Raw genomic sequence first — 15,064 nt, 5'->3', positions numbered from 1 at the left:
CTTATCTCTTCTTTCTGTCAAAAGACAAAAGCCGCAGTTTTCTTGATAATTCAGAAAGCTCAACGCCAAGACTGCAATCAAAAACTCCACTGTCGGATTCGATCATACATTCATTTTCTTTCAAAAGTGAATCCTCTATGATCTCCATTGTAGTATTCGGAGATGTAATGCATGCATTAAGAGCCTCTTTTTCATCCATAACATTGTCATAATCATCTGATGATACATGAACAATAAGATCATTACCGGGTTCTATTCTGGAAAGAGTATTCTTTAAAAGATGAAGAATGATACTCTTATCTTCTCTAAATTTAACATCAAATACATGCTCATAAATTTGAGTCAAAACATCAACCATTTCAGGCTCAAGCTCATCTACAAGCATCTGATATTCCTTTTCAAGTCCATCACGTTGGGCTTCAATATCGGCTTTTAAGCTTTCCGCAGCAGCAAGACCTTCCTGATAACCTGCGTCATAGCCTTCCTGATGTCCCTTTTCTACAGCCCCTGCCCTGATTTCATCAGCCTGATTCTGAGCATCATTTATTATCATCTGAGCCTGCTCATTAGCCTGCTGAAGTTTAAAATCAATTTCTGCCTGCATGGCTTCCATATCAAACTGTGGATCTTCATCCGGAGTACCAATTACACTTTGATCTTCGAAGATATTACCCAACTGCTCCATGTCGATTCCGGGTATAAAATCACCCGGCTCATCCCCCATGGAAACATCTTCTTCATTCATAAGAGCTCTTTGTCTTTTTTGCTCAAGCTCCTGAAATTCTTCAATCTTCTTGTTGGCAAGCTCATTATTATCAATTATTCTGGTCTCATTTCCGTCAAAGCTTATAAAAGCCCCTTTAAAAAGATTAGACAATCAGCTCATCACCTCCACCTCTGGAGATTACAATCTCACCAGAATCTTCAAGCTTTCTTATAACATTAACAATCTTCTGCTGAGCTTCCTCAACATCCTTCATACGGACAGGTCCCATGAAATCCATATCTTCCTTGATCATAGCTGCCAGACGTTTAGACAAATTGTTAAATATGGCAGCCTGAACATTTTCTGTTGCACCCTTAAGAGCAAGTCCAAGATCTGCATTTTCAACTTCACGCAACACTCTCTGAATAGATCTGTCGTCCAGAAGAAGAACATCTTCGAATACAAACATTTTCTTTCTGATCTCGTCCGCAAGTTCCGGCTCTTCGATTTCGAGTGTCTCCATAATATGCTTCTCGGTTGCACGATCTACAGTATTCAAAATTTCTACTACAGCATCTACGCCACCGATAATTGTGAAGTCCTGATTTACCAAAGAAGCAAGCTTTGATTCCAACACTTTTTCAACTTCCTTTATTGTATCCGGGCTGGTTCTATCCATAGCCGCAATACGCTTTGCAACATCTGCCTGTCTGTCCGGTGGAAGTGCTGATAATATAAGAGCACTTTGAGAAGGCGACATATAAGACATTACAAGAGCAATAGTCTGTGGATGCTCATCCTGTATGAATGTAAGTATCTGAGACGGTTCTGTTTTTCTGATAAATTCAAAAGGTTTAACCTGAAGAGATGCGGTAAGCTTACTGATAACGTCAAGCGCTTTGTCCTCACCAAGAGCTTTTTCAAGAAGCTCTTTGGCATAACCAATACCACCTTCTGCAATATACTGTTGTGCAAGGCATACACCATAAAATTCTTCTAAAACAGCTTCTTTTATCTGCGAAGTTACACTTCTTGTATTGGCAATCTCCAAGGTAAGTTCTTCAATTTCCTCATCCTTAAGATGCTTAAATATGGCAGATGATTTTTCTGGTCCTAAAGCGATCAGAAGAATTGCTGCTTTCTGTATGCCGGTAAATCCCCCAGTCAAGCTATTTCCACCGGCGTTTACTTCAGTATCCATCATTCCCAATCCTCTCTAGTTATATGCCATAATCTTCATTGAGCCAGTTGCGTAAGAGAACTGCAGCAGCTTCCGGGTTTTCATCCACAAACTTCTCAATAAGTCTCTTGGTTTCAGAACCGGTATCCATCTCAATGTTTTCAAGAGATTCCTCCGGCTGAGATTCCAAAAGCTGTTCAACAGAAAGAGGCTCCGGTTCTGCTTCTTCCTGTGTCTGTTTCTTTGTCCACATGCTTCTTACGATAATGAATGCAAGAAGTCCGAGGATAATAAGAATCATCACAATCTGCAAAACATCTGTCATAGAAATGCTTGTACCTTCTCTGTCAAAAAACACATACTCGGTATAAGCTGCCATAGCTACATTTTCAGTACCTATTCCAGTTGCTTTGGAAACCACTTCTATAACTTCGGCCGGAACAGTCTGTACAACCGGTTCAGCATTCGCCAGTTTATACTCATTCCATGCCATATTGTTATTTGCAGCACTGTCATAATCTTCTTCTTTTACTACTACATAATTTATGGCTGTTACAGAAATTGATGAGCTGTCATATTGAATTGCACCGGGTTGGTTAGTTCTTGTTGTAATCTTTTCATTTGGCAGATAATCTCGTGATTCTTCAGCAATAGTAGATGTGGAATTTGTGTTATCCTGCGTCACGTAGGTTGTCTCATCATCTGCATTTGTATCTGTACCCGGTATACCACTGATCCCATTTACATTTTCAGCAGTATAGGTATCTTCATGAGAAAGAACGCCCTGTGTCTGATCCTCTGCAGGTGTGTAATTATGTTCTGTTGTCTCCTCATGTGAAAAATCCATCACAAGATTACTTGCGACTTCAATATTGTCATAAAGTTTTGTTCCCAAAAGAACTTTCTTGACTTCACTCTTTACAAGCTGCTCTGCTTTGGCTTTTAAGGACAACTGAGTACTTGCCATACCGGATATAGTGCCGTCCTCATCTCCTGCAAAAAGCATGTTTCCGTTTGTATCAAGAATAACTATTTCTTCAACAGTTGAATTACCAATAGCCTTTGCCACAGCTCTTGCAAGGAACGCTGCATTATCTTCATTAAAAGTAGCATTGTCTGAAAGCTCCAGCAATATACTGGCCGAAGCTTCTTCCTGATTTCCTATAAGTGTTCCGTCATTATCAGGAATATGAAGCTGTACCTTTGCACTCTTTATATCTTCAAATCGACTTATAAAATCCGACTCCAGCCGACTTTCCAAATATAAGACGTATTTTTTTTGTTTATCAGATTCTGTAGTGGAAAAGCTTCCATCCGTAACATTGTCAATACTATATGTGTAAGACTGGATATCATTAGCCCCCAAAAGAAGGCTTGCATTTCCCTGATCTTTTTTCAAGACCTTAAATTCAAGACCATCATCCGACATTTTATAGTTGATTGCATTAGAATCAAGAAGCTCTTTTATCTCCGAAGCTTCTTTTGTAGAATTGGCATTAACCAAAAGAACATATTGAGGCTGATTTAATACAGATACTAAAATGATGATGGTAAGCAGTATTACTGACCCTGCCCCTACAATGAGCGTTTTTTGCTTGGCAGTAAACTGATTCCACCAGTCGAGAATTTTTTGCGACAAGGCTTTAAATCTATCAGCCATGTATTCTCCCTCCCCATATATTAAAACATGTACCGCGAAAATACGGATTGCTCCGGTATATTGAGCGATATACGGATTGCTCCGCTTCGCTCTCGCAATCCTACGTACATTCAGATTCCGAGCTTTCGCTCTCCATCTTCATGTACGTTCGGTCTTCAAATCCATATAAATCTTAGTGCAAGCACAGATTTATATGCACTTGAATCCCTATATCGCTCAGATCTGCATTTGAGTAATTTCTCTATATGCAGAAATGATACGGTCCCTGACAGCTACTGTGTATTGAAGCGCTGTCTGTGCCTTTTGAAGAGCAATTGACAGGTCATGTGTATTATCAGTCTGACCAAGTGACCATTTGATTTCTTCATTTTCCGCATCAGATAAATATGCATTAGTGGTATGAATATTTTCTATAGCTTTATCAAATATGATTGAAAAAGCCTGCTCATTTCCTTCTTCATCTTCACCGAGCACATTGTATACAGTACTATTTAGCTTTTCTGCATTTTTTACAGCTCCAGATGTTACATTACGAAGCTCGGAAATATCAAGAGATGCCATGTTTTATCCTCCTTATACCTGACTAAGCTCTAGCCCCCTGCTGGCCAGGTTCTTACTTGCATTAAACGCAGTTGCATTAGCTTCATATGATCTGCTTGCATCTATCAGGTTGGTCATTTCGGTAACTGTGTTAACGTTAGGGTAAGTGACATATCCATTTGCATCAGCATCGGGATGAGAAGGATCATAAACCACATTCATCTGTGTCCATGTATCATCTTGTACTTTGGTAACTTTAACGCCTCTACCTGAATAATGATCAAGCTTTTCATTAAGAATTCTCGAAAAAGGTGTCTGCGAACCTTTTTCTGCAAAAGTAACGACCTTTCTTACATAGGGAGTTCCATCTTCTGTTCTGGTAGTATTGGCATTTGCAATATTCTCAGAAATGATGTCCATTCTAAAACGCTGTGCGGTCATACCTGATGAGTTAATATTAAAAGAGTCAAATATGCTCATACATTACCTCCTTTATGATGACTTCATAACAGACTGCAAATTAGTAAACTCAGATTTTAATCCCTCCATGAGTCCCTGATATTTAAGCTGATTTGCGGCAAGCATAACATTTTCTGTGTCAATGTCTACGTTGTTCTTATCGTATCTATACGAGAAATTAGAGTAGTCATTTACTACGCGTGCCTCTAAATGCTTATCCTTAAGATCGGAAACCTTTGCATCCATGCTTTTGTATCTGGAGTTTCCAAGTGCTCTTTCAAGCTCATCTTCAAAATTCAGATCCTGACGTTTATAACCGGGTGTGTCCACATTAGCGATATTGTTGGAAATAATTTCATTTCTGGTCCAAGACGCATCAGCAGCCTTGTCCAAAACATTGATATAATCAAAAACATTACTATTGATCATAGAGCCTCCTTACAATACAGAACACAATACGGTCAATTTAACTTATATATTAATAATATGATTTTTATGTACAAAATACAAGTAAAATATACTTCATATTGTGTTAATATTAGTTCATTTATACAAAATGAGGTAAACAAAGAGGATCTACCTATATCAGATAAATCCTTTATCAACATGGCTATCCTGCAAACTATGTACTTTCAGGGAATCATTCATTTACACTCATTTAGGCTTTTATATTTCCTGCTTTAATTTTTTTATTTCAGAAAAAACTACATCATTTGTAACCTTGATATAAGTTCCCTTCATTCCGGAAGATCTCGATTCTATAACGCCGGCGCTTTCAAACTTTCTAAGGGCATTTACAATAACACTTCTGGTAATTCCAACCCTATCGGCAATCTTACTTGCCACAAGCACGCCTTCCATACCATTAAGTTCATCAAAAATATGAATAATTGCCTGCATTTCTGAAAAAGAAAGGGTGCTGATTGCTGATTTTACAACTGCAAGCTTTCTGCTTTCCTCTGCATTTTCTTCATTAACGGCGCGAAGCATTTCAAGTCCTACAACTGTTGTTCCATACTCGCAAAGAATAATATCATCAATATCATACGGAACATCCGTCTTATAAATAAATAAAGTTCCAAGTCTCTCACCGGCAATCTCAATAGGAGTAATTATTGCCTGAAACTTTGATGAATCAATTCCTTCAAAACCAAGAGTTTCAAGATTGACGTTTTCTTTTGTTGAAAGTATGGTAAGAAGTCTTTCATTAAGCATAGGATCGATGAAAGAGCCTACATTGTCAACCAAAAGGTCACTTAAAGACTCTACTCCAACTGTTTCACCAATTCCCAGCACCTTACCCTTTTTACTGATAACAAACATGTTAGATGATAAGATGTCGCACAGAACTCTGCAAATGTCGTTAAAAACAACCTTTCCGGAATTACTGTTGTGCAAAAGTTTTCCTATTTTTCGGGTTTTATCCAGTAGCTGCACACTACTCATTGCACTTCTCCTTTTAAGAAATTTTCCTCCCGTAACTGAATCAATAAACGTTATTCCGTCAATATTGCAATTACACTATTGTTATCTTATCATAAAAAAATAGGCGCTTCAAACCTTGAAGCGCCTACAATTATGAAAAAAAGGTAAAGTTTTCTGAAAATTACTATTTATTTTTTAACTCTCCAACATATCCGCAATCAGTATTGGTACATGTGACTTTACTGCTCTTTGCAACCATAAGCCCTCCGCATTTAGGACACTTTTCAGCTACAGGCTTTGCCCAGGACATAAAATCACAATCAGGATTATCTATACATCCATAGAACATACGACCTTTTCTTGTTCTTTTTAGTACAATATCCTTACCGCACTTAGGACAAGCAACACCAATCTTCTCATAATACGGCTTGGTGTTCTTACATTCAGGAAATCCGGGACAAGCAAGGAATTTGCCGTGAGGACCATATTTAATCACCATGTTTCGGCCGCAATTATCACAAATTTCATCGGTCACTTCGTCCTGAACCTGAATCTTCTCCATTTCTTTTTCAGCAGCAAGTACTGCCTCATTAAGATCAGGGTAAAAGTTCTCTATAACAGTCTTCCATTTAACTTCTCCATCAGCAATTCCATCTAAAAGAGCTTCCATGTTAGATGTGAAGTTCACATCAACAATCTGAGGAAATGCATCAATCATCATTTTGTTAACTGCCTGACCGAGTTCTGTTATGTAAAGGCTCTTATTTTCCTTTGTAATATAATGTCTTGCCATAATTGTTGAAATTGTAGGAGCATATGTACTTGGTCTTCCAATTCCAAGAGCCTCAAGATCATGAACAAGAGATGCTTCCGTATAATGAGGTGCCGGCTGAGTAAAATGCTGGGCGCTCTCAAAGGAATCAAATTTAAGTACAGTATTTGTATCAAGATTCTTCATGAGAACATTCTTTTCAATCTGATCATCCTCATCCGTATATACATTTAAAAATCCATCAAATACTGTCTTTGAAGCAGAAACAGTAAATCTGTTGTCACCTGCATCAATCTTAACAGATGTAGTCTCATATTTGGCTGCAGCCATGCGGCTTGCCATAAATCTTCTCCAAATCAGCTGATATAATCTGAACTGATCCCTTGAAAGGAAGTCTTTTACCTTGACAGGAGTATTGGTAATAATTGAAGGCCTGATTGCTTCATGAGCATCCTGTATCTTGGCATCGTTCTTTTTAGATGTAGTACCCTGTGCAAGATATTCTTTTCCAAAATTCTCTAAAATGTAATCATTGGCAGAAGCAACCGCTTCATCTGATACTCTTGTTGAATCTGTTCTCAAGTAAGTAATAAGACCAACTGTTCCCTGACTTCCAAGATCTATTCCTTCATAAAGCTGCTGCGCTACACGCATAGTCTTCTGAGTTGAGAAATTAAGAGATTTTGATGCTTCCTGCTGAAGAGTTGATGTGGTAAAAGGAAGGGGGGCTTTCTTGGTCCTCTCACCTTTTTTCACATCAGAAATAACATATTTAGCGTCTTCCAGGGAATCTATAATTTTCTGAAGTTCTTCCTTGCTCTCGATTTCTTTTTTTTCATTACCATTTCCGTAGTAATGAGCAACCAAAGGCTTCTTTTCTCCCTGAACTTTAAGATTCACATCCAATGACCAATATTCCTTTGGAATGAAAGAATCTATCTCTTCCTCTCTGTCTGCAATAATCCTAAGAGCAACAGACTGCACTCTTCCTGCACTAAGACCTCTTTTTATTTTGTTCCAAAGAAGTGGAGAAATACTGTATCCCACCATTCTGTCGAGAACTCTTCTTGCCTGCTGGGCGTCCACAAGATTCATATCAATATCTCTTGGATGCTTCATCGCTTCTTTAACAGCATTTTTAGTAATCTCATTGAATGTTACTCTCTGAACCTTGGCATCAGCCTGATCTAATTTCAGTGCAGAAATAAGATGCCAGGAAATAGCTTCTCCTTCACGGTCCGGGTCAGTTGCAAGATAAACTTTATCGGCTTTTTTTACCTGTCTGCGAAGAGCCGCGAGTACATCGCCTTTGCCGCGAATTGTTATATATTTAGGCTCAAAATCATTGTTTACGTCAACACCCATCTGACTTCTTGGAAGATCACGGACATGTCCGTTTGACGCTGCCACCTCATAGCCTGAGCCGAGAAACTTCTTAATAGCCTTAACCTTGGTCGGTGACTCAACTATAAGAAGTGATGTTTTCTTTTCCGATGTCTTTTTACTTGTTGCCATTAGGATAATCTACCCCTTCATAAAAAATTTAAATTTTATTTCAACTTTCTTATTAATAAACATTTTTAAAGATTAAGTCAAGTGCTCTTATTATGCACTTGACTTAATCTTTAGTGTTTTACACTATTTTTTTCTTCATTACTTTTCTGAAAGCCATGCTGTCTCTTTAGGAGTTTTCTTTACAAACGGTCTGCAAACAGCCTGTTTAAGACCATTTGGAAGAATGTATTTAAGCTTATCTTCTGCTTTTCTCATAGTTGAGCAATCCGGATTATCTCTTGTAAGCTTGATAGCATCAAATTCACAACGTGTTGTACAAAGTCCGCAGCCTACACACTTGTTAGGATCTACGATTGATGCACCGCATCCGAGACAACGTGATGTCTCTGCTTTAACCTGTTCTTCCGTGAATACAAGCTTTGTATCGCGGAATGAAAGCTTACCGTCTGCGGTTTCTTTAACACCTGCCTGCTGACGTCCGACATGATCATAATCTTTAACAGATATATCATCCTTATCAAGTTCAATAAAGAAATTAGGATCACGGCCAATTGTAAGTGAAGAATGTGGCTGAACAAATCTATGTATCGACTCAGCACCTTCTTTACCACAGGCAATAGCATCAATTGCAAATCTGGGTCCATAGAACATATCTCCACCAACGAAGATATCCTTAACTGTTGTCTGGAATGTTACCTTATCAGCTACCGGAGCAGGTCCTCTGAATTCTACATTCTCATCCTTAAGAAGATCTCCCCAGACAGTAGCCTGACCAACTGATAAAATTACATTCGAACAAGCAATTTCCATTGTCTCGTTCTCATCATACTTAGGATCAAACTTTCCTTCTGCATTCTTAACCTGTGTACACTTCTTGAATACAATGCCCTTAACTTTTCCATTTTCAGTGAGGATTTCTTTTGGTCCCCAACCGCCCTTGAACTCAATTCCTTCAGATTCGGCAATTTCAATTTCTTCAGGAAGAGCAGGCATAATATCACGGGTCTCAAGCGAAACCTGAGTGATCTTAGGTGAGCCACAGCGGATTGCAGTACGGCTTACATCAATAGCAACGTTTCCGCCACCGATTACAACTGTATCTCCGTTAAGTTTATAATTCTCATCATCAATTACATCATGAAGAATATCAACGCCCTTAAGTACTCCAATTGCATCTTCACCGGGAACATTAACACCGCGTCCGCCCTGACATCCGATAGCAAGATAGAAAGCCTTATATCCCTGGCTTCTGAGTTCTTTGAGTGTGATATCCTTACCAACTTCAACACCAAGACGAATATCTACGCCAAGTTCTCTCAATACATCAACTTCTGCTTCAACAACATCTTTTTCAAGAACAAATGAAGGAATGCCGTAAGTAACCATACCTCCGACTTTCTTGTTCTTTTCAAAAATTGTTGGCTTATATCCCTTAAGAGCCAGATAATATGCACATGAAATACCGGCAGGACCTGCACCGATAATTGCAATCTTTTCATCGAAACCGCCACCAATCTTAGGGATTGTCTTTTTAGGAATATAGCGTGTATCTGAATTTAAATCGCGCATTGCAACGAATTTTTTTACTTCATCGATAGCAAGGGCCTGGTCAATTGTTCCTCTTGTACATGCATCCTCACAGCGTCTGTTACATACGTGACCACAAACAGCCGGAAGTGGATTGTACTTTTTGATAAGTGCAAGTGCTTCCTCATATCTTCCCTGAGAAGCCATCTTAATATAGCCCTGAACAGGAATATGAGCAGGACAAGCAGTCTTACAAGGAGCAGTACCTGTCTTGTGTGTATTGATACGGTTAATATCGCGATAATCCTCGGTCCACATATCCTGAGACCATTTCTTTTCTGTAGGAAGAGGCATCTTAGGATAAACAACTTCGCTTCCATCTTTCTTGCAAAGCTTCTGTCCAAGAGTTGCTGCGCCGGCAGGACAAACTTCAACACATCTTCCGCAGGCAACGCATTTTTCCTTGTCAACGTGTGCAATATAAGCAGAACGTGACATATTTGGGGTATTAAATAACTGCGATGTACGGAGCGCATAACATACATTAACATTACAGTTACAAATAGCAAAAATCTTATGCTGACCGTCAATGTTTGTTATCTGGTGAACAAAACCGTTATCTTCAGCCTGCTTGAATATTTCAAGAGCTTCTTCCTTAGTGATATAACGACCGTCCTTCTGTGTTTCAACAACATAGTCAGCCATATCTCCAACGGCAATACACCATCCCTCAGGGTCATCAGCGCATCCCTGATCGAATGTCTTTCTTGATCTTCTGCATGAGCAAGGTGAAGCTGCATATTTTCCCTCATAATAGTCAAGCCAATATGAAATGTGCTCAAGGTCAATTGACTCGCCCTGCATTTCAATAGCTTTCTCAACAGGAATTACATGCATACCTACACCGGCGCCTCCCATTGGCACCATATGTGTAAGCCCTTCAAGAGGAATACGGCTCATTCTTTCAAAGAAAGGTCCCACTTCAGGGTGTTTTTCGATTACTTTTGAGTTCATGTTACCGAACTCAGCAGAACCCGGAACATACATAGGAAGAACATACTGTTTTTCGCGTCTCTCATTTTCGTAGTTCCACTCTATAACACCGTTAAAAGACATTTCATCAAGCTGTTTTTGAAGTTCATCCTTGGAATACTCAGGACAAAGAGCTGCAATTTCTTCAAATGTCTTAGGTTTACGTTTTTCCATCTTAAGTGCAATCTCACACTGTGCATCAGTAATGAGATTGTAAAGCCCCCAATATTCAGGACTTTCTTTTGTTATCTTTTCAATACCAAGTTTAATATTTTTTCTGTCGGTAACTACCTTCGCAAACTTTGCCAGTGGTTCACGGAAAGGCGCATCCATATCAACCCATTCAGGGATGATTCCCGCTCTTGGATCAACCTTGTTACGGCCGGGATCCAGGGAATATGGAAGTGTCAAATCTTTCATATCCATCTCGTTCATATTCATCTCTCTACCATCATCTTTCTAAAAACCAATAACATTAAGTAGCCGCTATCTCTTTTATCATAAATTCATTGCCTCTTAAGAGATATGTATGTTCACTGCCGCAGTTAGGGCAGATTTTACCATGAGCTACAGTTTCGTATTCACTCTTGCAATTCTCACAAAATGTAACTGCCGGAAGAGTTTCAATAATAAGTTCAGAGTCTTTCATAAGCTCTGTCCTGTCCGAAGCCCACTTCCATGCATCCGTCAAAAGATGCGGAACAACTCCGGAAACCTCACCAAGCTGTAATGTCACAGAATGAATTTTCTCAATTTCATTTTCTTTTCCAACTTCCGTAAGGTCATCAATTATGCGAAAAACAACGCCTAACTCGTGCATATTTATCCTTTACCCAAGAAGATGCCGGGCGAAATACGCCTGGCATCCACATTTAGTTATTGCCAATTATTTTATAGCTTCATCAATCTGAGCCGATAGCCAGTCAGCCCACTCCTGCATTCCTTCACCTGTTTTTGCGCAGATAGGAATAATCTTAGCATTAGGATTTCTATACAGGATGTTTTCCTTAACTTTATCAAGATCAAAGTCAAAATAAGGCATAACGTCAATTTTATTTATTAGAACAACATCGCAAATTGAAAACATCAAAGGATATTTAAGCGGCTTGTCATGACCTTCCGGAACAGAAAGAATCATAGCATTCCTGGTGCTTCCGGTATCAAATTCAGCCGGACAAACAAGGTTTCCGACATTCTCCAAAATAGCGAAATCAACATCACTTGTATCAAGTTCTCTTATTCCCTGTCTTGTCATGTCAGCGTCAAGATGACACATCCCACCGGTATGAAGCTGGATAGCCTTAACTCCTGTTGCTGCTATAGCCTTAGCATCAACATCAGAATCAATATCGGCTTCCATTACACCGATGCGATACTTATCCTTTAAGAGCTCAATAGTCTTTTTTAAAGTAGTTGTTTTTCCTGATCCGGGAGAAGACATAAGATTTAAAAGAAATGTCTTACTCTCCCTGAGCTCCTGACGAAGCTTATCTGCATCTTTATCATTGCTTTCAAAAATGCTGCGTTTTACTTCTATAACTCTAACATTATCCATTATTTAGCACGCTCCATTGCAAGTTTGAAGTCCTTGGTATCGCCGAATACTTCGTTAGCGTAAGGATTCTTACCGAGTTTAACAGATCTCTTGATGATTTCTGCAATGCAAACAACATTGATTGCGATTGCAAGAATAGCTACAACACCCTGCGCTCTTGGATCAGCTGTTATGCCCATGCTTGCAATGATCTCACCTGCCTGAGCTGTCTTGCCGGCACCTGAATTGTAAAGGTTAATAGCCTTATCATAAAGATCCATTGTTGTAATGCCGTTTGCTGTAGCTCCACCATAAATTGAAGGAAGTGCTGCCGCAAATTTTGAACTAAGCTGGAATGCTGGTACAACCTGTGCCCACATGCACCAGATTGCAAGTGTATTGGCACGATTCTGAATCCATGCGCCCTTATTCCAGAATGCATTTGCAAATGTAGGAGCAAGAAGAAGTGCAACACCGCAATACCATGAATGAGTAGGAAGATTAAGATAAGTATACTCAAAATTCCAGACGTCATATGCCAGGATAAACCAGATTGTCATATCAGGCCAGAGCATATCTGACTCGTTTTTGTCCTTTGATGTGTAAAGGTGAACGCAACCCGTCATACAGAAGATGTTGATAAGTCCGGCAAGTGCGTTTACAACGTTCCACCATCCGCCGTAGATGAATACGCCTTCATTGGATGCCCACCATGCACCGCTTAAGTTTCCTGTAATTGAGAAAGCTGCAAGTGCAGATTCCATATCCGAAACATTTGCGATCATGATGTTTGCTGCAACAATAAGCCACGGGAACCATGCAAACCATTTTTCTTTGCCAATGCCCCATTTATACTTGATCATCATGAAGCCCACACAGCCGATATCAGCAGCATAAAGCTTAAAGTAGTGGAACCAACCATCCATGAATGCTACAGTTGGATTGGAAGAACCCCCGAACATTCCTAAATGCGCCAGAATAAAATAAACAGTTAAGATACATGGAATTACTACGAATACGAGAATTCCGCCTGCTTTGGTCCTACGACCGATCTCATTCATAAGAATAAGACCACAGAATACCAACACCCATCCAATTAGCTGCATAGCTGCATGGTTGCTATAAAGTTGGAATAACATAAAAAACCTCCTTTGATATTGCTTTTATATTTTTATTAGCAACATCGTCATTTTATTATCAATATGATAGCATATTGCACAATTAATTACAATATATTTTATCCAATTTAATGCAAATTGGGGCACTATATTTTATAAAAAGAGTTTCCATTTTCTTTTTATCATTTCATCAACCTGTTCCATATAGAGCTTAACATCTTTTACATTATCACAGCGCTCTATACGTCCGTCAAATCCGTAAACTCTCTTAGTAACAGTTCCTGCGCCAAGTGCAACAATAGACTGAACTTCTTCGTTGATCAAAATATTATAAATGCCTGCTTTCCCTTTTCTTGCAAAACCGGTATTTTCAAAATTACCGGAAATATTTTTTTGCCTGTAAAGATAATATGGTTCGAGTCCCATATCTCTTGCGCCTTTTGAGGCAATTTCCATCATTTCCACAGTATTATTGATTTCATCAAGGTACCCTGTTTCACTATTATTGGAATCAGACAAATTATTTTTGGTTCTCTGCCTGGTCTGATCCATAATCTCTGCAAGTTTTGATCCTCTTTTAATAGCAAGTGAATGAACCGTTAAATCATCAGGCGCAAGTTCTGCTATTTTAGACATGGTATAGGCAACATCAGAAGCTCCTTCCCCCGGAAGTCCCAGAATTATATCCATATTGATATTATCAAAACCCTCTTCTCTTGCCATATTGAAGGAACTGACAAGCTGATCAACCGTATGTCTTCGCCCAATGAGTTTTAATGTTTCATCCCGCATTGTCTGAGGGTTTACCGATATTCTTGTAACCCCCATTTTTTTCATAACTTTAAGCTTATCTCTGGTTATAGAATCAGGTCTTCCTGATTCAACCGTAAATTCCTTTACTTTTGAAAAATCAAGTTTATCCTTTAAATAGCCAATAAGTCTCTCAAGTTGATTCGGTTCAAGAGTTGTAGGTGTTCCGCCACCTATATAGACAGTATCCAGAGTCTTTCCTTTAAATTCCTCTGCAACATAATCAATTTCTTTTTCAAGACAGGAAATATAATCATCAACAATCCCTGAAAAAGCCCCTATTGGATAAGACGTAAAAGAACAGTACAGACACGTTGTCGGGCAAAATGGAATCCCTATATACAGGCTGTAACCGTTTTTATAATCTATATCCTTTAAAATATCTTTTTCTCTATGGGCAATCTTAAGGCTGAGATCTATTTTCTCATCAGAAACGCAGTACTGATTCCTCATGTGATCAATAATCTCTTTGTCGCTTTTGCCTTCTTCAATGAGATTCATAATAATTCTGGTAGGTCTTATTCCCGTCAGATTACCCCAAGGTAACTTTTTTCCTGTCTTTTCTGATAATTTTAGATAAGTATCTTTTTTCAGCTGATTTTTTGAAACACTTACGTCCACTTCGGAAATTTCAGCATCCGGATTTGCATCCATTACTTCCTTACACTTCTCTGTATCACTCGTCAAAAGAACTTTCACATCCTGTTCCGGATAAAAAGCCTTATAAAGAGAATGAATATCATATAAATACTTATCTTCTTTTATTAAAACAATTTGCATAATAAA

13 protein-coding genes are annotated in these 15,064 nt (G+C 38.9%); all 13 read right to left on the bottom strand.

The window, feature by feature from the left end:
- Nucleotide 1: 1 nt before the first annotated feature.
- Nucleotides 2-877 carry a FliH/SctL family protein gene (locus tag J6O61_RS17005; protein ID WP_292215507.1) on the bottom strand — a complete coding sequence of 292 codons (876 nt, stop codon included), beginning with the start codon at nucleotides 875-877 and terminating at the stop codon, nucleotides 2-4.
- Nucleotides 870-1,910 (bottom strand): flagellar motor switch protein FliG, encoded by a 1,041-nt coding sequence (gene fliG / locus J6O61_RS17000; protein WP_330613815.1) that lies wholly within the window; start codon nucleotides 1,908-1,910, stop codon nucleotides 870-872. The genes J6O61_RS17005 and fliG overlap by 8 nt, the downstream gene beginning before the upstream one ends.
- Nucleotides 1,911-1,926: 16 nt before the next feature.
- Nucleotides 1,927-3,546, bottom strand: coding sequence for a flagellar basal-body MS-ring/collar protein FliF (gene fliF / locus J6O61_RS16995; RefSeq protein ID WP_292215506.1), 1,620 nt, complete (start codon nucleotides 3,544-3,546; stop codon nucleotides 1,927-1,929).
- Nucleotides 3,547-3,762: 216 nt separating this feature from the next.
- The gene (locus J6O61_RS16990; protein WP_292215505.1) at nucleotides 3,763-4,107 is read right to left on the bottom strand and encodes a flagellar hook-basal body complex protein FliE; all 345 of its coding nucleotides are present in this window, start codon (nucleotides 4,105-4,107) and stop codon (nucleotides 3,763-3,765) included.
- A 12-nt stretch (nucleotides 4,108-4,119) separates the two neighbouring features.
- Entirely contained in the window at nucleotides 4,120-4,566 is a 447-nt protein-coding gene (gene flgC / locus J6O61_RS16985) for a flagellar basal body rod protein FlgC (RefSeq protein ID WP_292215504.1), read from the bottom strand.
- A gap of 12 nt (nucleotides 4,567-4,578) precedes the next feature.
- On the bottom strand, nucleotides 4,579-4,974 hold the full coding sequence (gene flgB / locus J6O61_RS16980; protein WP_292215503.1) for a flagellar basal body rod protein FlgB: 396 nt from the start codon (nucleotides 4,972-4,974) through the stop codon (nucleotides 4,579-4,581).
- A gap of 237 nt (nucleotides 4,975-5,211) precedes the next feature.
- Nucleotides 5,212-5,991 carry a GTP-sensing pleiotropic transcriptional regulator CodY gene (gene codY, locus J6O61_RS16975; RefSeq protein WP_292215502.1) on the bottom strand — a complete coding sequence of 260 codons (780 nt, stop codon included), beginning with the start codon at nucleotides 5,989-5,991 and terminating at the stop codon, nucleotides 5,212-5,214.
- 163 nt (nucleotides 5,992-6,154) lie between these two features.
- Nucleotides 6,155-8,257 (bottom strand): type I DNA topoisomerase, encoded by a 2,103-nt coding sequence (topA, locus tag J6O61_RS16970; RefSeq protein ID WP_292215501.1) that lies wholly within the window; start codon nucleotides 8,255-8,257, stop codon nucleotides 6,155-6,157.
- A gap of 138 nt (nucleotides 8,258-8,395) precedes the next feature.
- Nucleotides 8,396-11,149 (bottom strand): FAD-dependent oxidoreductase, encoded by a 2,754-nt coding sequence (locus J6O61_RS16965; protein ID WP_292215601.1) that lies wholly within the window; start codon nucleotides 11,147-11,149, stop codon nucleotides 8,396-8,398.
- A gap of 142 nt (nucleotides 11,150-11,291) precedes the next feature.
- Entirely contained in the window at nucleotides 11,292-11,636 is a 345-nt protein-coding gene (locus J6O61_RS16960) for a hydrogenase maturation nickel metallochaperone HypA (RefSeq protein ID WP_292215500.1), read from the bottom strand.
- Nucleotides 11,637-11,702: 66 nt separating this feature from the next.
- Nucleotides 11,703-12,371 carry a hydrogenase nickel incorporation protein HypB gene (gene hypB / locus J6O61_RS16955; protein ID WP_292215499.1) on the bottom strand — a complete coding sequence of 223 codons (669 nt, stop codon included), beginning with the start codon at nucleotides 12,369-12,371 and terminating at the stop codon, nucleotides 11,703-11,705.
- Nucleotides 12,371-13,489, bottom strand: a complete 1,119-nt coding sequence (locus tag J6O61_RS16950) for a DUF5692 family protein (protein ID WP_292215498.1) — start codon at nucleotides 13,487-13,489, stop codon at nucleotides 12,371-12,373. The genes hypB and J6O61_RS16950 overlap by 1 nt, the downstream gene beginning before the upstream one ends.
- A gap of 132 nt (nucleotides 13,490-13,621) precedes the next feature.
- Complete coding sequence (hemZ, locus tag J6O61_RS16945; protein ID WP_292215497.1) at nucleotides 13,622-15,058, bottom strand: coproporphyrinogen dehydrogenase HemZ; 1,437 nt, start codon at nucleotides 15,056-15,058, stop codon at nucleotides 13,622-13,624.
- Nucleotides 15,059-15,064: the final 6 nt, after the last annotated feature.

The sequence above is a fragment of the Butyrivibrio sp. genome (assembly GCF_017635265.1).
Lineage (GTDB): Bacteria > Bacillota > Clostridia > Lachnospirales > Lachnospiraceae > Butyrivibrio.
This window is presented reverse-complemented; position numbering and strand designations above follow the sequence as displayed.